The organism is Kitasatospora sp. NPDC032757, from assembly GCF_055579305.1.
The window spans coordinates 20,204-44,086 of record NZ_JBVINN010000012.1; the positions used below are offsets into that span (position 1 = coordinate 20,204).

The 23,883-nt window shown below is 74.6% G+C and carries 15 protein-coding genes; 5 read left to right on the forward strand and 10 right to left on the reverse strand.

The genetic code is table 11. The annotated features are described in order from the left end of the window. Positions 1-23 precede the first annotated feature (23 nt). Positions 24-3,656, reverse strand: coding sequence for a transcription-repair coupling factor (gene mfd / locus ACZ5WK_RS16300; protein WP_465548096.1), 3,633 nt, complete (start codon positions 3,654-3,656; stop codon positions 24-26). Between the two features lie 708 nt (positions 3,657-4,364). Here mfd and ACZ5WK_RS16305 point away from each other — a divergent pair. Beyond that, positions 4,365-5,678 (forward strand): nucleotide sugar dehydrogenase, encoded by a 1,314-nt coding sequence (locus ACZ5WK_RS16305; RefSeq protein WP_396325342.1) that lies wholly within the window; start codon positions 4,365-4,367, stop codon positions 5,676-5,678. Between the two features lie 79 nt (positions 5,679-5,757). On the opposite strand, the gene ACZ5WK_RS16310 is transcribed toward ACZ5WK_RS16305, so the two are convergent. After that, a complete protein-coding gene (locus ACZ5WK_RS16310) occupies positions 5,758-6,153 on the reverse strand; it encodes a beta/gamma crystallin domain-containing protein (RefSeq protein ID WP_465548097.1) in 396 nt (131 codons plus the stop codon). A 387-nt stretch (positions 6,154-6,540) separates the two neighbouring features. Here ACZ5WK_RS16310 and ACZ5WK_RS16315 point away from each other — a divergent pair, with 387 nt between their 5' ends. Further along, positions 6,541-7,209 carry a hypothetical protein gene (locus ACZ5WK_RS16315; RefSeq protein WP_465548098.1) on the forward strand — a complete coding sequence of 223 codons (669 nt, stop codon included), beginning with the start codon at positions 6,541-6,543 and terminating at the stop codon, positions 7,207-7,209. Positions 7,210-7,288: 79 nt separating this feature from the next. Here the strand turns inward: ACZ5WK_RS16315 and ACZ5WK_RS16320 are convergent, their stop codons facing one another. The 7 genes from ACZ5WK_RS16320 to ACZ5WK_RS16350 all read right to left on the reverse strand — a co-directional run bounded on the left by ACZ5WK_RS16320 (position 7,289) and on the right by ACZ5WK_RS16350 (position 17,762). Next, entirely contained in the window at positions 7,289-8,815 is a 1,527-nt protein-coding gene (locus tag ACZ5WK_RS16320; protein ID WP_465548099.1) for a hypothetical protein, read from the reverse strand. A 265-nt stretch (positions 8,816-9,080) separates the two neighbouring features. Further along, a complete protein-coding gene (locus ACZ5WK_RS16325) occupies positions 9,081-11,921 on the reverse strand; it encodes an SUKH-4 family immunity protein (protein ID WP_465548100.1) in 2,841 nt (946 codons plus the stop codon). A gap of 105 nt (positions 11,922-12,026) precedes the next feature. Continuing rightward, positions 12,027-13,028 carry an HNH endonuclease gene (locus ACZ5WK_RS16330; RefSeq protein ID WP_465548101.1) on the reverse strand — a complete coding sequence of 334 codons (1,002 nt, stop codon included), beginning with the start codon at positions 13,026-13,028 and terminating at the stop codon, positions 12,027-12,029. Between the two features lie 185 nt (positions 13,029-13,213). Further along, positions 13,214-14,326 (reverse strand): DegT/DnrJ/EryC1/StrS family aminotransferase, encoded by a 1,113-nt coding sequence (locus ACZ5WK_RS16335; protein WP_465548102.1) that lies wholly within the window; start codon positions 14,324-14,326, stop codon positions 13,214-13,216. Between the two features lie 56 nt (positions 14,327-14,382). Then, a complete protein-coding gene (locus ACZ5WK_RS16340; RefSeq protein WP_465548103.1) occupies positions 14,383-15,534 on the reverse strand; it encodes a DegT/DnrJ/EryC1/StrS family aminotransferase in 1,152 nt (383 codons plus the stop codon). A 60-nt stretch (positions 15,535-15,594) separates the two neighbouring features. Next, the gene (locus ACZ5WK_RS16345; RefSeq protein WP_465548104.1) at positions 15,595-16,575 is read right to left on the reverse strand and encodes an NAD-dependent epimerase/dehydratase family protein; all 981 of its coding nucleotides are present in this window, start codon (positions 16,573-16,575) and stop codon (positions 15,595-15,597) included. Continuing rightward, positions 16,572-17,762: a Gfo/Idh/MocA family protein gene (locus ACZ5WK_RS16350; protein WP_465548105.1), complete on the reverse strand. Its 1,191-nt coding sequence runs from the start codon at positions 17,760-17,762 to the stop codon at positions 16,572-16,574. Before ACZ5WK_RS16350 ends, ACZ5WK_RS16345 begins: the two co-directional genes overlap by 4 nt. A 361-nt stretch (positions 17,763-18,123) precedes the next feature. On the opposite strand from ACZ5WK_RS16350, the gene ACZ5WK_RS16355 reads away from it, so the two are divergent. Together ACZ5WK_RS16355 and ACZ5WK_RS16360 are read left to right on the forward strand one after the other, a co-directional pair. Continuing rightward, the gene (locus ACZ5WK_RS16355; RefSeq protein ID WP_465548106.1) at positions 18,124-18,579 is read left to right on the forward strand and encodes a YwqJ-related putative deaminase; all 456 of its coding nucleotides are present in this window, start codon (positions 18,124-18,126) and stop codon (positions 18,577-18,579) included. Positions 18,580-18,643: 64 nt separating this feature from the next. Then, complete coding sequence (locus ACZ5WK_RS16360) at positions 18,644-19,189, forward strand: SUKH-3 domain-containing protein (protein ID WP_465548207.1); 546 nt, start codon at positions 18,644-18,646, stop codon at positions 19,187-19,189. Positions 19,190-19,312: 123 nt separating this feature from the next. Here ACZ5WK_RS16360 and ACZ5WK_RS16365 read toward each other — a convergent pair whose 3' ends face one another. Further along, positions 19,313-20,581 carry a sensor histidine kinase gene (locus tag ACZ5WK_RS16365; protein ID WP_465548107.1) on the reverse strand — a complete coding sequence of 423 codons (1,269 nt, stop codon included), beginning with the start codon at positions 20,579-20,581 and terminating at the stop codon, positions 19,313-19,315. 259 nt (positions 20,582-20,840) lie between these two features. Between ACZ5WK_RS16365 and ppc the strand changes: the two genes are divergently transcribed. Beyond that, on the forward strand, positions 20,841-23,705 hold the full coding sequence (gene ppc, locus ACZ5WK_RS16370; RefSeq protein ID WP_465548108.1) for a phosphoenolpyruvate carboxylase: 2,865 nt from the start codon (positions 20,841-20,843) through the stop codon (positions 23,703-23,705). The last annotated feature ends 178 nt before the right edge of the window (positions 23,706-23,883 follow it).

Below are 23,883 nucleotides of genomic sequence, written 5' to 3' on the forward strand. Positions count from 1 at the left end.
GCGGCCGGTGAACCTCCCCACCGCTACTTCTTCGCCCCCGCCAGGTCGTCGAACATCGCCGACAGGAACTCCCGGCACCACCCCAGCAGTTCACGCCCGACCAGCGGCTTGCCGCCGATCCGGCCGGTGGACGGCCGCGGCACCAGCAGCTGCTGGGCGGCCGCCTTCACCTGGCTGCGCGGGTAGAGCCGGTTCAGCCGCAGCTGCTGCGACTCCCGCAACTCGACCGGCCCGAACCGGACGTTGGCGCCCTGCAACGTGATGTCCGCGATCCCGCAGCGCCGCGCGTACAGCCGCAGCGCCGCCACCAGCAGCAGGTTCTCCACCGGCTCGGGCAGCTTGCCGTACCGGTCCACCAGTTCGTCGCGGACCTGCTTGATGTCGTCCTCGGAGTTGACCGCCGCGATCGAGCGGTACGCCTGGAGCCGCAGCCGCTCGCCCGGGGCGTAGTCGTGCGGCACGTGGGCGTCGACCGGCAGCTCGATCTTGACCTCCAGCGGCTCCTCCTCCGGCTCTCCGCCGCCGCCCGCCAGCGACTCCCGGAACTCGGCCACCGCCTCGCCGACCATCCGCATGTAGAGGTCGAAGCCGACGCCCGCGATGTGCCCGGACTGCTCACCGCCGAGCAGGTTGCCGGCGCCGCGGATCTCCAGGTCCTTCATCGCCACGTACATGCCGGCGCCCATCTCGGTGTGCTGGGCGATGGTGGCCAGCCGCTCGTGCGCCGTCTCGGTCAGCGGCTTCTCCGGCGGGTACAGCATGTACGCGTACCCGCGCTCGCGGCCACGGCCGACCCGGCCGCGCAGCTGGTGCAGCTGGGAGAGGCCGAAGGTGTCGCCGCGCTCGACGATCAGGGTGTTGGCGTTGGAGATGTCGATGCCCGACTCCACGATCGTGGTGGAGACCAGGACGTCGAACTCCTTCTCCCAGAAGTCGACGACGACCTTCTCCAGCGCCGTCTCCCCCATCTGCCCGTGGGCGGTGGCGACCCGCGCCTCGGGGACGAGGTCCTTCAGCCGGGCCGCCGCCTTGTCGATCGACTCGACCCGGTTGTGGATGTAGAACACCTGGCCCTCGCGCAGGAGTTCACGCCGGATGGCGGCCGAGATCTGCTTCTCGTCGTACGGGCCGACGAAGGTCAGCACCGGGTGCCGCTCCTCCGGCGGGGTGGTGATGGTGGACATCTCGCGGATGCCGGTGACCGCCATCTCCAGGGTGCGCGGGATCGGGGTGGCGGACATGGTCAGCACGTCCACGTTGGCCCGCAGCTTCTTCAGCTGTTCCTTGTGCTCGACGCCGAACCGCTGCTCCTCGTCCACGATGACCAGCCCGAGGTCCTTGAACCTGGTCTCGGAGGAGAAGAGCCGGTGGGTGCCGATGACGACGTCCACCGAGCCCTCGAACAGCCCCTCCAGGACGGCCTTCGCCTCGCTGTCGGTCTGGAAGCGCGACAGCGCCTTCACCGTCACCGGGAAGTTGGCGTACCGCTCGGCGAACGTCGAGAAGTGCTGCTGCACCAGCAGCGTGGTCGGCACCAGCACCGCCACCTGCTTGCCGTCCTGCACCGCCTTGAAGGCCGCCCGGACGGCGATCTCGGTCTTGCCGTAGCCGACGTCGCCGCAGATCAGCCGGTCCATCGGGACGGACTTCTCCATGTCGGACTTGACCTCGGCGATGGTCGTCAGCTGGTCGGGCGTCTCCGCGTAGGGGAAGGCGTCCTCCAGCTCGCGCTGCCACGGGGTGTCCGGGCCGAAGGTGTGGCCCGGGGCGGCCATCCGGGCGGAGTACAGCTTGATCAGGTCGGCGGCGATCTCCTTGACCGCCTTCTTCGCCCGCTGCTTGGTCTTCGCCCAGTCCGCGCCACCGAGGCGGTGCAGCGTGGGGGCCTCGCCGCCGACGTACTTGGTGACCTGGTCCAGCTGGTCGGTCGGCACGAAGAGCCGGTCGCCGGGGTGGCCCCGCTTGGCCGGCGCGTACTCCAGCACCAGGTACTCGCGGGTGGCGCCCTGGACCGTGCGCTGCACCATCTCGACGTAGCGGCCGACGCCGTGCGCCTCGTGGACGACGTAGTCGCCCGCCGCCAGCGCCAGCGGGTCGATCGCGTTGCGGCGCCGGGACGGCATCCGCCGCATGTCCTTGGTGGAGGACTTCTGGCCGGAGAGGTCGGTCTCGGTGATGACGGTCAGCTTGAGCGCCTCGTCGACGAAGCCGTGCTCGATCGAACCGCAGGAGACGTAGACGACGTCCCGGGTCGGCGCCTCGCCGAGGTCGGCGACCAGCCGGGCCGGGATGCCCTCGTTGCCGAGCACCTCGGCCAGCCGGGAGGCCGGGCCGTGGCCCTCCGTCACCATGACGACCCGCCAGTCGGCGGCCAGCCGCTCCTTGGCGTCGGCGATCGCGCGGGCGGTGTCACCCCGGTACGCCTCGACCGCGTGCATGCCCAGCGTCAGGGTGTTGACGTCGAACTCCAGGGCCGTGCCGACCGAGGCGTCGCTGGTCGCGAACGGGCTGACCGACCACCAGGGCAGGCCGATCTCGGCCGCGTGCTCGCGCACCTCGGCGAGCGATCGCAGCGAGGCGGCGGAGACGTCGATCGCCTCCAGGTCGATCGGCCGGTCGCCGCCGGCCGCGGCCGCCACCCAGGAGGCGTGCAGGAACTCCTGGCTGGTCGCCACCAGGTCGGCGGCCCGGGTGCGGACCCGCTCGGGGTCGCAGACCACGGTGACCGAGCCGAGCGGCAGCACGTCGAGCAGCAGCTCCATGTCGTCCACCAGGACGGGCGCCAGCGACTCCATGCCCTCGACGGCGATGCCCTCGGCGATCTTGTCGAGGATCTCCGCCAGCCCCGGGTGCTCGACGGCGAGTTCGGCGGCTCGCGCCCGCACCTCGTCGGTCAGCAGCAGCTCACGACAGGGCGGCGCCCAGAGGCCGTGCTCGGCGATCTCCAGCGAGCGCTGGTCGGCGACCTTGAAGTACCGGATCTCCTCGACGTCGTCGCCCCAGAACTCCACCCGGAGCGGGTGCTCCTCGGTCGGCGGGAAGACGTCCAGGATGCCGCCGCGAACAGCGAACTCGCCCCGCTTCTCCACCAGTTCGACCCGGGCGTAGGCGGCCGCGGAGAGCCGCCGGGCGATCTCCTGCAGATCGTGCGACTCGCCCCGCTGGACGGCCACCGGCTCCAGCTCGGCCAGCCCCTTCACCTGCGGCTGCAGCACCGAGCGGACGGGGGCCACGATCACCTGCACCGGGCCGGCCGCCGGGTCGTCCGCCCGCGGGTGCACGATCCGGCGCAGCACGGCCAGCCGGCGGCCGACCGTGTCCGAGCGCGGCGAGAGCCGCTCGTGCGGCAGCGTCTCCCAGGCCGGATACTCGGCGACCGCGTCCGGCGGAAGCAGCGAACGGAGCGAGGCGGCGAGGTCCTCGGCCTCCCGGCCGGTCGCCGTGACGGCCAGCACCGGGCGGCCGCGCTCCCCCGCCGCCTGCCCGGCCATCGCGCGGGCCAGCGCGGCGATGGCGAACGGCCTGGCGGCGGGCGGACCGACCAGGTCCAGGTGGTGGCGGCCGCCCGCCGCGGCACCGGTGGCGGTCGCGGCCTCGATCGCCTCGGCGAGCGCCGCGTCCCGCGCGACGACATCGAGCAGTCCGGTCAGGCTCATCTGGAGTCTCTTCTTCGTCCCGTGGCTGGTGCTGCCCGGGGCGGCAGAGGCCCGCCGGGGCAACGCGAACGGCCCGGCACGCCGAGCGGCCGGGGGTCTCCAGACTACGCCGCAGCACCGACACGCACGTGGCGCACGGCCGGGGCACGCCCGCGCGGACGGCCACACCCGCACCCGGACCAGGACGAAGCACCGGGCGCGGGCTGCGACTGCGCCTCCGCGATCTGCCACGAACTGGACATACTCCTGTCACTGCCCGTCCATGGAGATCGCGCACCATGGTGACTGTGCCCGCCGCACCCAACCGTGGGGGATGGCTGCGGAGGGGCACAGTCGCACACCCGATGGGGGTCGGGGGTGCGAGGCCGGGCGACCCTGGGTGGGGGCGCCCGCCCAAGCGCCGGGAACCGTGGCGCCCTTTCCTGGAGGGCGCCACGGGTCTCGGCCCCTTTTCGTCAGCGACGCCCGTTCAGCGGCTTCCCCACCCGCCCCCGTTCGCGGCCTCCCCTCACGGCCTCCCCTCACAGCTTCCCCTCACGGCCCCGTTCGCAGCCTCCTTCGCGCCCGTTCACGGCGCCGCGCACATCTGCGCCCCGCATTTGCGCGAACGCTCACCCGGGCCGGTCTGCCCTCCCTACCCTGTGGTGAAGACCGTGTGGAGACGCCCGGAGGGGCCAGGGGGCGTCGCGATGGAGGGGGTTCTTCGTCATGCGCGTTGTCATCGCAGGCCAGGGGTACGTGGGGCTGCCGCTGGCGGTCCGGGCGGCCGAGGTGGGGCACCAGGTGGTCGGCTACGACGTGGACGAGCGCCGGATCAAACGGCTGGCGGTCGGCGAGTCCTACGTCGAGGACATCCCGGCCGAGCGGCTGCGGCCGCTGCTGGAGAACGGAACGTACCTGCCGTCGGCCGAGCCGGCCGACGTGGCGGGCTTCGACATCGCGGTGATCACCGTGCCGACCCCGCTGCGCGACGGCGTGCCCGACCTGTCGTACATCGAGGCCTCGGCCGCGCTGCTCTCCCAGCACCTGCGGCCGGGGGCGACCGTCGTCCTGGAGTCCACGACCTACCCGGGCACCACCGAGGAGCTGCTCGCGCCGCTGCTGGAGGAGGGGTCCGGGCTGACCGCGGGCCGGGACTTCCACCTCGGCTACAGCCCCGAGCGGATCGACCCGGGCAACCCGACCTGGCGGCTGGAGAACACCCCGAAAGTGGTCTCCGGCATCGACCCGGCGGCGCTGGCGGCGGTCGACGGCTTCTACGGACAGCTGGTGGAGCGGACGGTGCCGGTCTCCTCCTGCAAGGAGGCCGAGCTGACCAAGCTGCTGGAGAACACCTTCCGGCACGTGAACATCGCGCTGGTCAACGAGCTGGCGATGTTCGCCCACGACCTCGGCATCGACGTCTGGGAGGCGATCGACGCCGCCTCCACCAAGCCGTTCGGCTACCTCCGCTTCACCCCGGGGCCCGGTGTCGGCGGGCACTGCCTGCCGATCGACCCGTCCTACCTGTCCTGGCGGGTGGAGCGGGCGCTCGGCCAGTCGTTCCGCTTCGTCGAACTGGCCAACGACGTCAACAGCCACATGCCCGACTACGTGGTGCGCCGGCTCGGCGAGGCGCTGAACGAGCGGCAGCGCTCGGTGAAGGGCTCCCGGGTGCTGCTGCTCGGGCTGGCGTACAAGAAGAACACCGGCGACGCCCGGGAGACCCCGGCGGCCCGGATCGCCGAGCTGCTGGGCCGGATGGGCGCCGAGGTCCGCGCGGCCGACCCGCACGTGGTCGTCGGGGTGCACGTCCCGGAGCCGGTCATCCCGGGGCAGCGGGCGGCCGAGCAGGACCGCCACGGCGACCCGTTCGCCGCCGTCCGCCGGGTCGAGGCGACCCCGGAGGAGCTGGCGGCGGCGGACGCGGTGGTGCTGCTCGCCGACCACGACGAGTTCGACTACGACGCGGTGACCGCGCACGCCCGGTACGTGCTGGACTGCCGCCGCCGGCTCTCCGGCGCGTCGGTCGAGGTGCTCTGACCGCGCTCCCGCCCCGGACGGCAGAACGCGGTGCCGGGCGTCCGCACCCGCCCGGCACCGCACAAGGGACGTGATCCGGCTACCAGCGGGACAGGTTGATGTCGTACATCATCACCTGGTGGCCCTGGTGGCCGTTGAAGTCGTACTGCTCCCAGTTGAAGACGGTCCAGGAGCCCATGCCGCCCCCGAGATAGGTGACGACCCGGTTGTTGCCCGCGTCGATCCGGTCGACGTTGTAGATGCGGACCGCCATCCAGCCGTCGTTCGCAAAGCAGAGCTGCCCGCTGTAGCCGTAGTTGTAGACCTTCGCGTAATCGTTGCGGTCACCGCAATCGACCCGGTTCACCGCGTGCGCACCGGCGACCGGCAGCAGTGCGGCGGCGGTGAGGACGGCGAGCGCGCCGGCCCGGCGGGCCCGGCCATTTCCGGCGCGACGTTCCTTGCGAGGATTTGCGGGATTTGTGCGGTGAATCATGAAACCCCTCCATCGACGGCGGTTGCGACTCCAGAGATTTACATGGGACCCCGCCGCCGAACAGTTGATTTCCGGCCAAGCCGAGCCCCGCGAGCAGTCCCCGGAACGGGCCGAAAGGGAATGCGCTAGGGTCCGAACAGGCTTGCAGCGCTTGAGGATCGGAGCAGAAGGTTGGCACGTCCACCACATTTCGGACGATTCGCCGCCATCACCCTGGCGGCCGCTTTATCGGCCTTTTCCGCGGGCTGTACCAGTTCATCCGGCAGCGGTCCGGCGGAATCCCCGCCGACCCCGCCGGAGATCAGCGCACCGAAACCTCCGGAATCCGGGCGCGCCGGAATGACCGGACTTCCGCTCTCCGCTTATCAGGCCAATGACCAGGTGGCCGTGAAAGAGATCCAGGCGAGGAATGCGCTGGTCGTCTCCTGTATGCGCAAGGCCGGGTACACGGCGTTCGACGGCGACGGGCTCCAGGCCGCGCAGGCCCCCGACAACGCGACCGCCCTGCCGGCCGGTGCCTGGGGGTACCTCGGGACGGCGGTCGCGGGCGTCCAGGGCTTCCACCCGCCGAAGCGGTCCCTCCCCCGGCCGGCCGGACCGGCGGCCGGCTCCGGCGAGGCGTACGACAGCGCCCGGGTGGACTGCGACCGGCAGGCGGCGGAGCGGATCGGCTCGCCGTCCGGGCCGGGGACGGAGCTGGTCGGCCGTCTCTTCGACGAGTCGATCGCGGCGACCGGCCGCGACACCCGGGTGGTCGCGGCGGCCAAGGAGTGGTCCGCCTGCATGGCCACCGCCGGCTTCCGGACCGACGATCCGGCGGTGCTGCCGGCCCGCTTCCGGGCCACCCCGGAGGCCACCCCCACCGAACTCGCGACGGCCCGCGCCGACGCGGACTGCACGGGCCGGACCAACCTGGCCGGGATCTGGTTCGCCGTCCTGGCCGGCTACCAGCAGCAGCAGATCGACCGCAACGCAGAGGCCCTGACCGCCCAGAAGGATGCGGTCAGGGCCCAGGACGCGAAACTCGCGCGGCTGCTGGCAGGCGACGGCTCGTGACCGCCGCCCGGCCGCCGGTCGGGCGTCAGGCCTCAGGCCTCAGCCTCAGGCCTCAGCCGCCAGGCCGCGGACGCCGCCGTCAGCGCCGGTTGTAGCCGACCGTGTTCGGCGTGGCGTACTCGCCGCCGTCGTCGACGATCACGATCTTCGGGATGATCCGGGTCTCCTCCTCCGGCCTCCCCGGCACCTCCGGGGCACCGGAGCGGGCACTGCCGGAGGCGGACGCCCCGTTCGGCAGCGAGGACGGCCGCGGCGGCGCCCCGGCCGGAGCGACGGCCGGAGAGGCGGCCGGAGAGGCGGCCGGAGAAGCGGCGGGAGAGGCGGCGGGAGAGGCGGCCGGAGAAGCGGCCGGAGAAGCGGGCTGGGACGCCTCCAGGGGCGCGGGCGCCACCGGCCCCGGCGTGACCCGGCCCGGGGTGACCGACAGCACCGTGGTGGCCGCCTCTGCCGGCCGGCCGGCGCCCACGGCGACGTCCTTGCGCAGGTCGGCCACCGCGATCTCCCCGGTGTCCGCCTCCGAGTCCACCGCCGGCGCGTCCGCCTCGGACACCCCGGGAACCCCGGGAACCCCGGGAACCCCGGACACCTCGAACGCCCCGGACACCTCGAACGCCTCGGACGAATCCGCAGCGTCCGTCACGGCCGCGCCCTGAACGGCCGCGCCCTGTACTGCCGGGGCCTGTACTGCCGGGGCCTGCGCTGCCGCAGCCTCCTCGGCGGGCTCGATCGCGCCCACCGCCGCGCCGGTGAGCGAGGCGAGGGTGGCCTTGATGTGGTCCAGGTGCTGCTGCACCGTCTCGTGCCGGACCGCGAACTCGCGCTGCTCGCGCTCGCTCGCCGCGTTGATCTGCTCGGCCTCGCGGCGGGCCTGCTCGACCAGCTGGTCCGCCCGGGCCTGCGCCTCGGCGTCCGACTGCTTGATCTGCCCGAGCACGGTCTCCCGGTGCTGCTCGGCCTCCTTGAGCCGGCGCTCGGCGGTCGCCGAGACCTCCGCGTCCTCGGCGTCGGCCCTGGCCTCGGCCGCGGCGAAGGTCTCGTCGGCCTTGCGGCGCAGCTCGGCCAGCTTGGCCTCGGCCTGCTCGGAGGCCTCGGCGGCCGCGACCCGCACCTTGGCGGCGTGGGCGGTGGCGGAGTCCCGCAGCGTCCGGATCTCGCGGTCGGTCTCGGCCCGGATCGTCTCGGCCTCGGCCCTGGTCCGCTCGTCGGTGCGGCGGGCGGCCTGGTCGGACTCGGAGCGGGTGGTGGCGGCGTACTCCTTGGCGGCCTGGCCGAGGGCCTGGCCGGCCTCGTACACCTCGTCGCGCAGGTCCTCGGCGAACCGCTCGGCGGCCTCCCGGACGGCGCGGGACTCGTTCTCGGCCATCCGGGCCAGGCCGGCGGCCTGCTCGCTGAGGACCTGGTAGTCGGGTTCCGGGGCGTCGGCGGCGGCCTGTTGGATGTCGGCCAGGCGGCGCTCCATCTCCCGGATTCCGGCGCCGAGCACACTCAGCCGTTCCCACGCCTCGTCGCGCTGGACGGTGAGAGCGGCCAGCGCTCGGTCGACCTGCTCGGGCGCGTAACCGCGCCGGGCAGCGGTGAAGCCGTACTGGGGGACGGCGTCGCTCATGGGCTCTTCCCCTCGGGTCGCGGGCTGCGGAGCCCATGATCGGACGGATCGGACGGATCGGGAACCCGATCGAGGACCGGGTCTCACTATCGACGCGGTACTGATCGGAACGTGTTGAGGACTGGACGAGTAGATCCATCCTCTTGACCTATTTTGCGCAGATCAGGGCGAAACCCCAACGAGGCAGAGCCGCAGCGGCATGCCGAAGGGGTCGTTCCGGACACCGGAACGACCCCCTCCACCTGCGCGGATCCGGAGCGACCTGCTACAACAGGCCGTCCCAGAACTGCTCCAGCAGGACGGCCCACCAGGTGTCCGCCGACTGCAGGGCCGCCGGGTCGATCGCGGCGAGCTGAGCCTGGAAGTCGGTCGTCCAGCGACCGGCCTGGTCCGGCGTCAGCCCGTACCGCAGTCGCCACATCCGGCCCAGCAGGGCCAGGGCGCGGACGAACTCCGGTACACCGCTGTTGACGAACCGAGGCGGCTCTCCGGTTCCGTCGATGTCCACCGCAACCACGTGCGCTGTGCCGTACTGCACACAGAGCTGACGGCCGTAGTCGTTGCCGAGCACCAGGTAGCCGCCGAAGTCCGGGCCGCCGGCCAGGCCGCGCTCGGCGGCCAGCTCGGCGAGCGTCGGGATGGGGCGGCCCTCCTGGGCCTGGGCCCAGAAGAACGGGCCGAACTCGCGCGGCAGGCCCGCCCACATCAGGGTCTGCGCCACCGGCTCGGGGACGCCCTGGCGGGAGACGGCGCGCTGCTCGAAGCGGAACACGTTCGGGCCGAAGGCCTGGCCGAGCTCCTGGGCGAGCTCCTGCGGCGCGATCGGCGGCAGCGGCGGCACCGTCCCCGGAGCGGGCAGCGGCACCCGGAACGGGCGGACCCGCTGGGCGCCGGAGGCCAGCTGGTGCAGCTCGTCCAGGTGGTCGAGCAGCTGGGCCATGCCGGCCTGCCGGGAGTGGTGGTCGCGGCCGTAGTCCGCGGTGTGGGTGAGCCGGACGTTCGGCCAGGAGGCGGCGATCATGCGGTTGCAGTAGCCGCCCGGGAGGTCGCAGGACTCCAGCTCGGTGTAGAGCTCCAGCACCTGCTCCGGCGGGACGTTCAGCCGCCGCAGGTCCTGAAGGATCTTCCACTCCGGGTGGGGGGTGCCGGGCTCGCTGCGGTGCAGCAGCTTCTGCTCGGAGCCGTCCGGGCCCCGGTAGCTGAGCGCGGCGAAGTAGCCCGGGCCGACGGCGGGCACGCCGGGCGGCACCGGGGAGCCCTGCGGCGGGCCGGGGACGGGCGCCGGCGGGACGGCCGCCGGGGCGGGCGCCGGTGCCGGGGCGGCGGGCGAGGCCGCGCCGGGGTAGCCGTAGCCGGCCGCAGGCGCGCCGGGGCCGGGGCCACCGGGCGGCGGCGGGACGGCCGGGCCGCCGGACGGCGGGGTCCCCGGGTCGACGGGCGCTGCCGGGCCGGCACCGAGCAGCGCCGGGTCGATCGCGCCGGCCAGCTGGGTGCGCTCGTACGCCACCCCGGCGCCGGGCGTGGCGCCGACGGGCGGGGCCGGCGCCGCGGGCGGCCCGGCCGGGGCGTCCGCTCCACGCAGGCCCCCCGGGGGCGGGGGCGGCGGGGCGCCGGCCGCGTTGCGGCCTCCCGGGCTCGCCACGGGGGTGCCGGAGCCGGGCGTCTGGCGCAGCTCACCCGGCGGGGGCGGCGGCGGGGCCGAGCCGGAGTTGCGGCCGAGCGAGACGGGGGCACCGGGCTGGCCGGACGTGCCGCCGCGCAGCGCTGCCGGCGGGGGCGGCGGCGGGGCGCCGCCCGGGTTCCGGCCGAGCCCGCCCTGCGACGCGTCGGCGGCGGGCGGGGCGGCGGGGGCACCGGGGCCGGGGGCACCCGGCAGGCCGGCCAGCCCGGGCAGACCGTCCGGCGAGGCCAGCATGGTCGCCGCGTACTCGACGGGGGCACCGGGGCCGGGCGTCGGCGCACCGGGGCCGGGCGTGCCCGGGCCGGGCGCACCCGGCAGACCGGCCAGCCCGGGCAGACCGTCCGGCGAGGCCAGCATGGTCGCCGCGTACTCGACGGGGGCACCGGGGCCGGGCGTCGGCGCACCGGGGCCGGGCGTGCCCGGGCCGGGCGCACCCGGCAGACCGGCCAGCCCCGGCAGACCGTCCGGCGGCGCCAGCAGGGTGGGCGCGGGCGCGGCGGACGGTCCCGCGGGCGGGGCCGGGGGCATGCCGTAGTCGCTCACGGGCAGCAGTTCGGTGGCCGCCTCGGCGCCGGGCCGGGGCTCGCCGGGCAGGCCGGCGCCATTGGTCTGCAGCCCGTCGGGCAGCAGCACGGTCGCCGCCTCGACACCCGCGGAGCCGGCCGACGGCGCGGGCACGGCCGGCGCGACGGGTTCGACGGGCGCGGGCTGCGGGGCGGGGAACGCCGGCTCGTCGTGGCCGGGCGGCGGCGCGAGCATGGTCGGCGCGTCCCCGGCGGGCCGCTCGGAGATCGGCGGCGTGGTCAGCACGGCGGGCGCCGGAGCCGGCACCTGAACGGGCGCGGGCGCGGGCTCCGGCGCTGCCGCCGGCACCGGAGCAGCGGCAGCCACGGGAGCAGGGGCGGGAGCGGGAGCAGCCGGAGCGGGAGCCGCAGCAGCCTGAGCAGGCGCCGGCGCCCCCAGCCGCTCGGCCTCGGCCGCGATCGCCGCGGCGCCCGCCTCCTGGAGCCACTGCGGCGGGCTGAGCAGGAAGGACGTCGCCTCGACCGGGCCGGGCGCGGGCCGCGCCGCCCCGGCCGGGTTGGCCGCCACCGGCCGTCCGTAGACCTCCTCGTACTGCCGGACCACCTCGTTGACGGGCAGCGCGGGCCAGAGCGTGCTGGCGCCGGAGTCCCGGGCGATCACCAGCCGCGCCTCGCCTGCCGAGCCGCCCGAACCTGCCGGGCCGCCCGCGCCACCGGCCGCGTCCGGCCCGGACCCCTCGCCGGCACCGCCCGTCTCACCCGGGCCGTCGGCGGGCTGGACCGCCCAGCAGACGAAGCCCAGGTCGAACTCCCGGACCCGTACCTCGCGCTGCTGCGAACGCGGCACCCCGCCGTTGATCCACTCGTCGGCGAGCTCCTGCGCCTGCGCGTACGTCACCACGCCCGGTTCACCCCTGTCCCCTTCGTCCCCGCTTGCTGCTTCGCCCCGGCCTGCCGCTTCGTCCCAGCAGGCCGGACACCCTTGACCACCGCCACCGGGGCCACGTCAGCCCACCGGCACGGCGCGGGCGAACCCGCCGTCCACCATCAGTTCCGCCACCGTCTCCAGCTCCGGCGGGCTGCCGGCCAGCCGGAGCAGGAACGCGTCGAAGTCCTCGCCGCAGTGCAGCAGCAGCCGGGCGACGCGGTCCTCGGGCGCCTCGGGCGCACCGGTGTCGCGGGCGTCGTCGTAGAGGCAGAACCAGACCGAGCCGATCCGGTCACCGCGCACCTTGAGCGCCACGATGCCGCCCTGGGCGTAGGCGATGCCCAGGTAGTCCTTGGTGAGGTGGTCGCGCAGGCACTTGTTGGCGTAGACGACGTCCTCGGTGCCGTACTCCTCACTCAGGGTCAGGAACGGCTGGTCGAGCAGCAGCCCGAGCTCGGGGTCGAGCGCCACGCCGACGGGGGCGCGGCCGCCGCCGAGCTTGAGGAAGGTCCGGTAGGCGCCGGGCAGCCGGTAGCCGAGGCGCTCCTCGGCGCGCTGCACGAGGTCCTCGGGGACGCCGATCGGGTCGGTGCCGTCCTTGGCGAGCGAGAAGTGCACCGGCCGGCGCTCCTGCAGCGGGCGGGTGCCGCGGCGGCCGTGGTCGGCGCTGGAGGTGGCCAGGCCGCCGTGGTGCCGCAGCAGCGCCTTGACCTCGACCGGGACCAGCTCCATCCGGCGCCAGCCGGGCGCGGCCCGGCCGACCGCGTGGTGCCAGGTCCAGCCGGGCGGGGTGGCGACGGCGGTCTCCAGGTCGGCCCAGAGCGGGTGGCCCTGGGTGAACTGCGCGGCGTTGGCCGAGACGTAGTCGGTCAGGCGCAGCTCGTCGACGCCGAAGCCCTCCGGCGGGTCGGCGACCTCGGCCGCGGCAGCGGCGTAGGGGCCGAAGTCCGGGAAGCCGTACTCGTCCACCCGGATCCCGGCCGGGTGCCGCTCCGCACGGACCGGGTCCGGGAACTGCACCACCTGACCTGCGTACGCCGCGTTCGGTGCGGCGGTGACGCCGGGCCGACCTGTCGTCATCTGGGAGCCCCCACTGGCTGCTGCAAATACTTCGGTGCGCTTGCTGGCTACCAGCGTAGGGGGTCGGCCCTGGCCCCGGACCCCCGCCCGGGGGACGGAGCGGGATCGGCCCTCGGGGCGTGTCCGGCAACTCCCGCCGGGCGCGAATCGCCGGCGCGTCCCCGGACGGGACCAGCCGGACAGGACTAGTCCGAGAGTGCCTTCGCCAGCGCCTCGGCCACGCGCTCCTGCTGGCCCTCGGTGATCTGGGGGTAGAGCGGCAGCGTGAGCAGCTCCCGGGCGGCCCGCTCGGCGACCGGGAACGCGCCCTCCCCGTGGCCGAGGTGACGGAACGCGGGCTGGAGGTGGACCGGCACGGGGTAGTGGATGCCCGCGCCGATACCGGCCGCCTGCAGGGCGTTCAGCACGGCGTCCCGGTCCCGGCCGGGGCCGATCCGTACCGCGTACAGGTGCCAGACGTGCTCGTTGCCGGGAGCCGTCCGCGGCAGGGTGACGCCGTCGAGCCCGGCCAGCAGCCGGTGGTAGCGGGCGGCGGCGGCCCGGCGGGCCTCGTTCCAGGCGGGCAGCCGGCGCAGCTTGGCCCGCAGGACGACGGCCTGGAGGGCGTCCAGCCGGGAGTTGAAGCCGAACCGCTCGTGCTCGTACTTGCGGCCGGAGCCGTGGTCGCCGATCAGCCGGACGGCGGCGGCCAGGCCGTCGTCGTCGGTGACGACGGCGCCCGCGTCGCCGTACGCGCCGAGGTTCTTGCCGGGGTAGAAGCTGGTGGCCGAGATCCGGCCGTGGAGGGCGCGGCCGTCCTGCCGGGCGCCCTGGGACTGTGCGGCGTCCTCCACCACGGGCCGGTCGCCGGCCAGCTCCAGCAGCGGCGCCATCGGGGCGAGCTGCCCGTTGAGGTGGACGGGCAGCAGCGCCACCGCGCCCGGCAGGGCGTCGGCGACCCGCACCGGGTCGATCAGCAGGTGCTCGGGGTCGGCGTCGACCAGGACCGGGCGCAGTCCGGCCCGGACCACGGCCTCGGCGGTGGCGACGAAGGTGTTGGCGGGCAGCACCACACCGCCGGGGGGCAGGTCGAGGGCGCGCAGGGCCAGTTCGAGGGCGTCGGTGCCGTTGGCGGCGCCGACGCAGTGCCGGGTGCCGGAGAAGGCGGCGTACTCCGCCTCGAAGCCGTCCGCCTCGGGGCCCCTGATGTAGCCGCCGGTGGCGAGCACCCGGTCGAACCCGGCCCGGACCTCGGCCTCGACCTCGGCGTGCGCGGCCTTCAGGTCGACGAGCGGGACGGGCGGCTGGTCGGTGGTCATCCTGGTCTCCCCTGGGGCGTCTCGGCGGGTCTGGGCGGGACGGGCACGCGGGCAGGTCAGCCGAGCGCGGCGCGCAGCGCGGCGGCCACCCGGTCCTGCTGCTCCTCGGTGAGCGCGTGGTGGAGCGGCAGGATCAGCGAGCGGCGGGTGAGCAGTTCGGTGGCGGGCAGCGGCACCCGGGCGGTCCCCTTGTACGGGGCCTCCAGGTGGGCGGCCATGATGCCGCGCCGGGCGGAGACGCCGGCTCCGGCGAGCCGGGCAAGCAGCTCGGCCCGGTCGGGGGCGCCGTCGGGCGGCAGCACCCAGCAGGACTGGTAGTTGGTGGTGCCGTGCGCCGGGTCGGCGACCAGCCGGGCGCCGGTGCCGGCGAGCAGCTCCCGGTACCGCGCGGCGAGTTCGCGCCGCCGGGCGACCATGGCCGGCAGCTTGCGCAGCTGCACCAGGCCGATGGCGGCCTGGATGTCGGTCATCCGGTAGTTGAAGCCGATCTCGTCGTAGGTCTCCAGCAGGCTCGCGCCGCCGGCCGCGGCGTGCCGGTCGGCGGCCGAGACGCTCATCCCGTGCTCGCGCAGCCGCCGCAGCCGGGCGGCGAGTTCGCCGTCCTGGCAGGTCACCATGCCGCCCTCGCCCGTGGTGAGGAGCTTGCGCGGGTGGAAGGAGTAGGCGGCGATCGTGGCGGTGCTGCCGGCCGGGCGGCCGCGGAGGACCGAGCCGGCCCCGCAGGCGGCGTCCTCGACCACGGTGACCCCGCGGGGCTCGACGGCGGCCCGGATCGCGTCCAGGTCGACCGGGACACCGCCCTGGTCGACGGCGATGACGGCCCTGGTCCGGTCGGTGAGCAGCGGTTCGACGGTGGCCGCGGTGAGGTTGCCGGTGACCGGGTCGACGTCGGCGAAGACCGGAACGGCTCCGACGTAGGTGACGGCGTTGGCGGTGGCCACGAACGAGAGCGAGGGGACGACGACCTCGTCCCCGGGCCCGATGCCGGCGCCGATCAGCGCCAGGTGCAGGGCGGTGGTGCAGGAGGAGACGGCGACGGCGTGCGGGGCGCCGAGGTGCTCGGCGAAGGCGCGCTCGAACGCGGCGACCCGGGGACCCTGGGCCACCCAGCCGGAGCGGACGGCCTCGGCGGCGGCCTCGGCCTCCTCCTCGCCGAGCCACGGCACCATCACCGGGATGTCGGGCATGACGGGGTTGTTCTCGGACACAGCTGCACTCCGAACTGCCATGACTGCCGTGACTGCCGTATGTCGTACGGACGAGGGGGACTACTGCTCGCGCCACCAGGCGACCAGCCTGCGCAGGCCGTCGTCGAGGCCCAGGCCGGGCTTCCAGCCGAGGTCGCGCTCGGCGGCGGTGATGTCCGCGAGCCGCCGGACCACGCCCCCGGCGGTGCCCCGGGCGGGCCCGTGCTCGACGTCCAGGTCGGGGCGGTCCATCGCGCAGAGCAGTGCGTCGGCCAGCCCGCGCAGCGAGACCTCGGTGGAGCTGGCGATGTTGTAGACCCGGTCGGTGACGGGCGCGGCGGCGGCCAGCAGGTTGGCCCGGGCGATGTCCTCGGTGTAGACGAAGTCCATGGTCTGCGCGCCGTCGCCGAAGATCAGCGGCGGCTGCCCGGCGGCGATCCGCTCCATCCAGCGGATGAACACCTCCGTGTACTTGCCGTGCACGTCCATCCGGGGCCCGTACACGTTGAAGTAGCGCAGGGCGACGTAGTCCAGCCCGGACATGGCGTGGAAGGAGCGCAGCAGGCCCTCGTTGAAGACCTTGGCGGCCCCGTACAGGGTGTCGTTGTTGTAGGGGTGCTGGGTCTCGGGCGTGGGGAAGGTGTCGGCGAGGCCGTAGACGGAGGCGGTGGAGGAGGCGACCACCTTGCCGACGCCCACCTCGGCGGCGGCCTCGACCACGTCGAAGGTGCCGTCCACCATGATCTCCAGGGCCAGCCGGGGCTCGGTGGCGCACTGGGTGATCCGGATCGCGGCCAGGTGGAAGAGCAGGTCGGTGCCCGGGTCCAGCAGTTCGCGCAGCAGCGCACGGTCGCGGATGTCACCGTCCACCACCCGCAGCTGCCCGGGGGCGGCGATCTCCCGGGCGTACGCCAGGTTGGCCGTCCGGCCGCGGACGAAGTTGTCGAGCACGACCACCTCGCGGGCGCCCGCCTCGATCAGCTGGTCGACCACGGTGGAGCCGATGGTGCCGGCCCCGCCCGTGACCAGGCAGCGGGAGCCCTCGATCTGTACAGCGTTCACCGCGCGGCGGACCTTTCCTGAGCGTCTTCCCGGGCATCGGACAGTCGGTCGATCGTCACTGCGTCATCCAGTCCGGCGCCCACCGGGACGGTGGCGCCGCCGAGTTCGAGGCTGAGCGAGGCCGCCTCCAGCAGCTGCAGCACGCGCAGACCGGCCCGTCCGTCGGTGAGCGGCGCCCGGCCCTCGGTGATGGCGGCGGCGAACTCGGCCATCACGTTGCGCAGCGCCTCCTGCTCGACCAGGGCGGGCGCGACCATCTCGCCGACCCGGTAGGAGATCAGCGCCTGGTGGCGGATCGCGTCGGTCAGTTCGTCGGGCGGGGTGAGGTCCACGCCCCGGTCGTGCACCGCGAGCCGGGCCTGCGGGTTGAGGTCGTCCCAGACCAGGGTGCGCCGCGAGCCGCCGATCAGCGTGGTGCGGACCTTGGTCGGGGAGAGCCAGTTGACGTGGCAGTGCGCCAGCGCGCCGTTGCTCAGCCGGACGGTCAGGTAGGCGACGCAGGCCCGGCCGGCGCCGAGCGGGTCGGCGCCCTGGGCGGAGACCCCGACCGGCTCGACGCCCGGCGGCAGCACGAAGTCGAGGATGGACAGGTCGTGCGGGGCGAGGTCCCAGAGCACGTCGACGTCCGGCTGGACCAGCCCGAGGTTGATCCGCACCGAGTCGAAGAACTGGACGTCGCCGATCTCCCCGCCGTGCACCAGCTCGCGGATCCGGCGCACCACCGGGGTGTAGCAGAAGGTGTGGTCGCACATCAGCACCAGCCCGCGCTCCTCGGCGAGCGCCACCAGGTCGGCGGCCTCCGCGGCGGAGGTGGTGATCGGCTTCTCCACCAGGACGTGCTTGCCCGCCTCCAGCGCGGCCCGCACCAGCCGGTAGTGCGCTGCGGCGGGCGTGGCCACGGCGACCGCGCCGACCCGCTCGTCGGCGAGCACCTGCTCGAAGGAGGTGGTGGACCGGACGGTGCTGTACTCCCCCAGCACCCGGCGGGACCGGCTCTCGTCCAGGTCGCAGAGCCAGTGCAGGCGCAGCGCCGGCGTCTGCTGCGCGTTGCGGACCAGGTTCGGGCCCCAGTAGCCGGCCCCGACCACGGCGATCCCGACCGGGTGCGCGGGCGTGGGCTGCGGCGGCGCACCCGGCGTGGGCACGTGCTCGCCGGGTGCCTCGTTGGCGGTTTCCGTCTCCGTCATCGCAAGACCCCCCTTGCTGGGCCCCGGAGCACCCTTGCCCCGGGGGCCTCAACGGCCAGTGCGGGCAAAGGAGTTGTCATGCCCTGCCGGAAACCCCCCTCCGGCCGGCCGTCCCCTTGGCCCCCTGCTGGAACGCTACCGGCCACCACCACCGGCCGGGGGCGGATTCGGGAAACCCGGGGACGAGTCGTGACGACGGCGTGCGGATCCGGCCAGGACCACGTGCCCGCCCGGCCCGCCGCCGGGACCGGCCGTCCGCCCCCGCACCCCGGTTGTACGAATGTCGGTGACATTTGACAGGCTTGCCCCGGACCGGCCCCTGCCGGCCGTGCCGTCAGCGGGAAGAGGAGGAGGACGACGCATGACCACCGGGGAACCGGCCGGACCGCCCCTGCTGCGCCACCACCGCGACAGCCTGCTGCCCGCCGTCGCCGCCGCCCTGTCGCTGAAGGGCGGCGAGGTGCACACGCTGGCCGGCGACAAGCCCGCCCGGCGTCCGGTGCTGCACCCGCTGGTCGGGGACTTCCTGGACGCGCTGCCGCTGGAGCACCGCGAGCGGTTCACCGGCCGCTGCCCGGAGGCCGTCCTGCTCTCCCAGTACCTGACCACGGTGGACGCCAGACGCTCCAAGCGCGCCTCCCGCAAGCCGATGAGCGTGCAGGACGCCCGCAAGGCGCTCAAGGGCTCCCGTCTGGCCACCGTCCGGATCCGCGAGGAGCACGACCCGGCGCACGGCACCCACGCCCCGCCCTGCCGTTCCTGCGTCCCGCTGCTGGAGCACTTCACCGTGCAGAGCGTCGCCGTCGGACCGCGCTGACCACACCGGCCGGCCGGCCCCGCACCCCCGTACGTCCCCCGTCCCCGAGCCACCGGAGCCCGTCCTGAACCCGACCAGCCCGCCCCCGCCCCCGCCGAGCACGCTCGGCGGGCCCGCCCTCCGGACCCGCCCGCGCTTCCCGGCCGACGTCGCCGCCGAGCTGAAGGCGGCCGGCTGGCACCCCGGCCGCTGGGAGATCCGGCAGGCCGAGGAGTGGGCCGACACCCTGATGGGGTACGGCACCCCGGCCGGCGTCCCGCACACGGTGTTCCCGGCGGCGGTGGAGGCCTGGGCCGAGTTCGGCGGCCTCGCCTTCGACCTGGCCGGCCCCGGGCGGCAGCTGGCCCGCACGCCGTTCCTGGTGGACCCGCTCCGCGGGCTGCACCAGCCGCGCACCCTGGCCGACCTCGGCCGCGCGCTGGACACCCGGCTCGCCCCGCTCGGCGAGGAGGCGTACGGGCAGGCGCTGCTCGCAATCGACGAGGAGGGCCGGGTCTACAGCCTCGACCACACCGGCGAGTGGTTCCTCGGCCACGGCATCGACCAGGCGATCACCGCACTGGTCCTCGGCACCGCACCCGAGCGGCTGCGCACCGCCGACGAGGCCTAGGGACCGGACGGGTGCGCACCACCGACGAGGCCCGGGGACCGGACGGGTGCGCACCGCCGACGAGGCCCGGGGGCCTGGCGGCTGCGCACCGCCGACGATCTCCAGGGGCCGGGCGGCCGCGCCTCAGGCCAGCCGGTCGACGCGGACCGCCAGCCGGGACGGCAGCACCGCCTCCACCCGGAACCCGCCGTCCCGCTCGGGACCGGCCGAGAAGGTGCCGCCCAGCGCGACCACCCGCTCGCGCATCCCGAGCAGCCCGTTGCCCCCGCTGGGCAGCGCCGCCGCGCCGCGCTCGCCGTCCGGGCAGGCGTTCACCACGCTCACCCGCACGCCGTTGGGCGCGTACGCGAGCAGGACGGAGACCTCCGCGCCGCCGGCGTGCTTGTGCGCATTGGTCAGACCCTCCTGCACCACCCGGTACGCGGTCTGCTCGGCCTCGGTGGTGAACTCCTGGCGGCTGCCGCTGACGGTCAGGGTGACGGCCATCCCGGCCGCCCGGGACTGGTCGACCAGCCGGGGCAGCCCGGTCAGCGAGTCCGGCTCCGGCGCGGTCTCGTCCGACATCCGCAGCACCCCGAGGATCTCGCGCAGCTCGTTCAGCGCCTGCCGGCCGACCTCGCCCATCAGCTTGGCGCTCTGCGCCGCCCTCTGCGGATCCTTCGCCACGATCCGCTCCAGCGCCCCGGCGTGCACCACCATCAGCGACACCCGGTGCGCCACCACGTCGTGCATCTCCCGGGCGATCCTGGTCCGCTCCTCCAGCCGGGCCCGGCGGGCGCGCTCGCGGGCCTGCTCGGCCAGCAGGTCCAGCTCGGTCTCCAGGCCGTGCGCGCGGTCCTTGAGCGACTCGATCAGCCTCCGCCGCGCACCCATGTAGAGGCCGGTCACCACCGGCGGCACGGTGAGGCCGACGGCCACCAGCACCGACAGCAGCACCTGGCCCCAGAGCGGCGGCTGTTCCACCGTCGTGTCGGAGGGCGTCAGCATCTGCACCAGCATCACGCCGACCGCCTCGGCGAAGGCCAGCGCCGACAGCGCCACCACCCTCCGGCGCCGGGTGGGCCACTCCCAGGTCTCCGCCAGCGTGTACAGCGACACCACCAGCAGCAGCACGCCGAGCATCCCGGGCATCGCGAGCAGCGCCACCAGCAGCGGCACCGCCGGCCAGCGCCGCCGCAGCACCAGGCTGGCCCCGGCCAGCGCGCCGAACAGCGCGACCCCGACGATCGCGAGCGCCCCCATGTGGACCCGGGGCGCGAGGAAGGCGACCCCGCTGGCCGCGCACTCCAGGGCCGCCAGCGCGGCCAGCCCGATGTCCAGGAGAGCGCTGCGACGCCGCTCCCACCACCAGAACGACCGGTCCTGCGCGCGCTCCCCAGGCGACTTGCTCATAGCCCCACAGCCTAAGCGTGAACCCCGTCCCCTCCCCACCCGGTTCCGTTCCGACGCCCTTTCGAGTGCCCAAGTGGTCCAGACCACATGACGGGACCGTGATCTTGTCCGCCATCCGGCCACCTCGCGGACACCACCCCTCCCGACACCTATGCTGGTCGCGTCGGACAGCGCGGTCCGCACGCGTCACACGCGCCACACGCGCGCGGAACTGTGGCGATGAGCCGTTGCCGAACCCCACCACCACAGGGAGCCAGCCGTGACCGCTCCGGTCCCCACCCCGGCGGACAGCCCAAGCCGAGTCGGCGCAGCCGGCGCCGACGCCGACAACACCGCCCTGCGCGCGGACATCCGCCGCCTCGGCGACCTGCTCGGCGAGACGCTGGTCCGCCAGGAGGGCCCCCAGCTGCTGGGCCTGGTCGAACAGGTCCGGCTGCTCAGCCGCACCGACGGCGAGGCCACCGCCGAGCTGCTCTCCGACATCGACCTGGAGACCGCCGCCAAGCTGGTCCGCGCCTTCTCCACCTACTTCCACCTCGCCAACGTCACCGAACAGGTGCACCGCGGCCGCGAGTTCGCCACCCGGCGGGCCCGCGAGGGCTCGCTGCTCGCCCAGACCGCCGACCAGCTCGCCGAGGCCGACCCCAAGCACCTCGCGGACACCCTGGCCCACCTGGCCGTCCGCCCGGTCTTCACGGCCCACCCCACCGAGGCCGCCCGGCGCAGCGTCCTCAACAAGCTCCGCCGGATCGGTGAACTCCTCGACCGGATCCACCGCGAGCAGCTCGCCTCCGGCCTCGCCGAGGCGAGCCCGGCCCACACCTCGACCGCCCGTCACCCGGCCACCAGCCCCGACCGGGCCGCTGCGCGGCGCACCTCCCTCCAGCGCCAGGCCGACCGCCGGCTCGCCGAGGTCATCGACCTGCTCTGGCAGACCGACGAGCTGCGGATCGCCCGCCCGGAGCCCACTGACGAGGCCCGCAACGCCGTCTACTACCTGGACGAGCTCTACCGCGAGGCCGTCCCGGAGGTCCTGGAGGAGCTGCACGAGGAGCTCGCCCGGGTCGGCCTCACCCTGCCCGACGGCGTCCGCCCGCTCACCTTCGGCACCTGGATCGGCGGCGACCGCGACGGCAACCCCAACGTGACCCCGCAGGTCACCTGGGACGTCCTCAACCTCCAGCACGAGTACGGCATCAAGGACGCCCTCGCCGCCGTCGACGACCTGCGCGGCTCCCTCTCCACCTCCGAGCGCCTGGCCGGAGCCTCGGTCGAGCTGCTCGCCTCGCTCAACACCGACCTGCACGTGCTCCCCGAGCTCAGCCCGCGCTACAAGCGGATGAACGCCGAGGAGCCCTACCGCCTCAAGGCCACCTGCGTCCGGCTCAAGCTGGAGAACACCCGCGAGCGGCTCGCCCACGGCACCCCGCACGTCGCGGGCCGCGACTACCTGGGCACCCGCGAGCTCATCACCGACCTCCGGCTCATCCAGGACTCCCTGCGCGCCCACCGCGGCGAGCTGATCGCCGACGGCCGCCTCGCCCGCGCCATCCGCACCATCGAGGCGTTCGGCCTGCAGCTCGCCACCATGGACGTCCGCGAGCACGCCGAGGCCCACCACCACGCGCTCGGCCAGCTCTTCGACCGCCTCGGCGAGGAGGCCTGGCGCTACGCCGACATGCCCCGCGAGTACCGGCAGAAGCTGCTCGCCAAGGAGCTCCGCTCGCGCCGGCCCCTCGCCCCCACCCCGGCCCCGCTGGACGCCGCCGGCACCAAGACCCTCGGCGTCTTCAACACCATCCGCGAGGGCTTCGAGCGGTTCGGCGACGAGATCGTCGAGAGCTACATCATCTCGATGTGCCAGGGCGCCGACGACGTCTTCGCCGCCACCGTCCTCGCCCGCGAGGCCGGCCTGATCGACCTGCACTCCGGCATCGCCAAGATCGGCATCGTGCCGCTGCTGGAGACCACCGACGAACTCCAGGAGGCCGACCGCATCCTGGACGAGATGCTCTCCGACCCCTCCTACCGGCTGCTCGTCTCGCTCCGCGGCGACGTCCAGGAGGTCATGCTCGGCTACTCCGACTCCTCCAAGTTCGGCGGCATCACCACCTCCCAGTGGGAGATCCACCGCGCCCAGCGCCGGCTGCGCGACGTCGCCCACCGCTACGGCATCCGGCTGCGTCTCTTCCACGGCCGCGGCGGCACCGTCGGCCGCGGCGGCGGCCCCTCGCACGAGGCCATCCTGGCCCAGCCCTGGGGCACCCTTGAGGGCGAGATCAAGGTCACCGAGCAGGGCGAGGTCATCTCCGACAAGTACCTGCTGCCCTCGCTGGCCCGGGAGAACCTCGAACTGACCATCTCGGCCACCCTCTCCGCCTCCGCGCTGCACACCGCCCCGCGCCAGGCCCCCGAGGAGCTGGCCCGCTGGGACGCCGCGATGGACCAGGTCTCCGCGGCCGCCCACACCGCGTACCGGGCCCTGGTCGAGCAGGAGGACCTGCCGAAGTACTTCTTCGCCGCCACCCCGGTTGACCAGCTCGCCTCGCTGCACCTGGGCTCCCGCCCGTCCCGCCGCCCCGACTCCGGCGCCGGCCTGGACGGCCTGCGGGCCATCCCGTGGGTGTTCGGCTGGACCCAGTCCCGCCAGATCGTCCCCGGCTGGTTCGGCGTCGGCTCCGGCCTGGCCGCCGCCCGCGACGCCGGCCTCGGCGACGTGCTGGACGAGATGTACGGCCAGTGGCACTTCTTCCAGAACTTCCTGTCCAACGTCGCCATGACGCTGGCCAAGACCGACCTGCGGATCGCCCGCCACTACGTCGAGCAGCTGGTGCCGGCCGAGCTGCACCACATCTTCGACCAGATCACCGCCGAGCACGACCGCACCCTGCGCGAGGTGCTCCGGCTCACCGGCGAGAGCGAGCTGCTGGAGCACAACCCGGTGCTCAAGCAGACCTTCACCGTCCGCGACGCCTACCTCGACCCGATCTCCTACCTCCAGGTGGCGCTGCTGCGCCGCCAGCGCGAGGAGGCCGCCACCGGCCGGCACGAGGACCCGCTGCGCGCCCGCGCGCTGCTGCTGACCGTCAACGGCATCGCCGCCGGCCTGCGCAACACCGGCTGACCCCGGCCGCCCCACGGAGAAGGGGCCGGCGGGCGGGCACCTCGCCCGCCGCCGGCCCCTTCGGCATCTCCCGGGAACGGACCCCGGCCACCACCGGCCGACGGCAACGGATGACGACCCTTCGGAGAGAAAGGGCGGGGCCGGTGCCAGGACCTCCGGACACCGGCCCCGCCGGGCA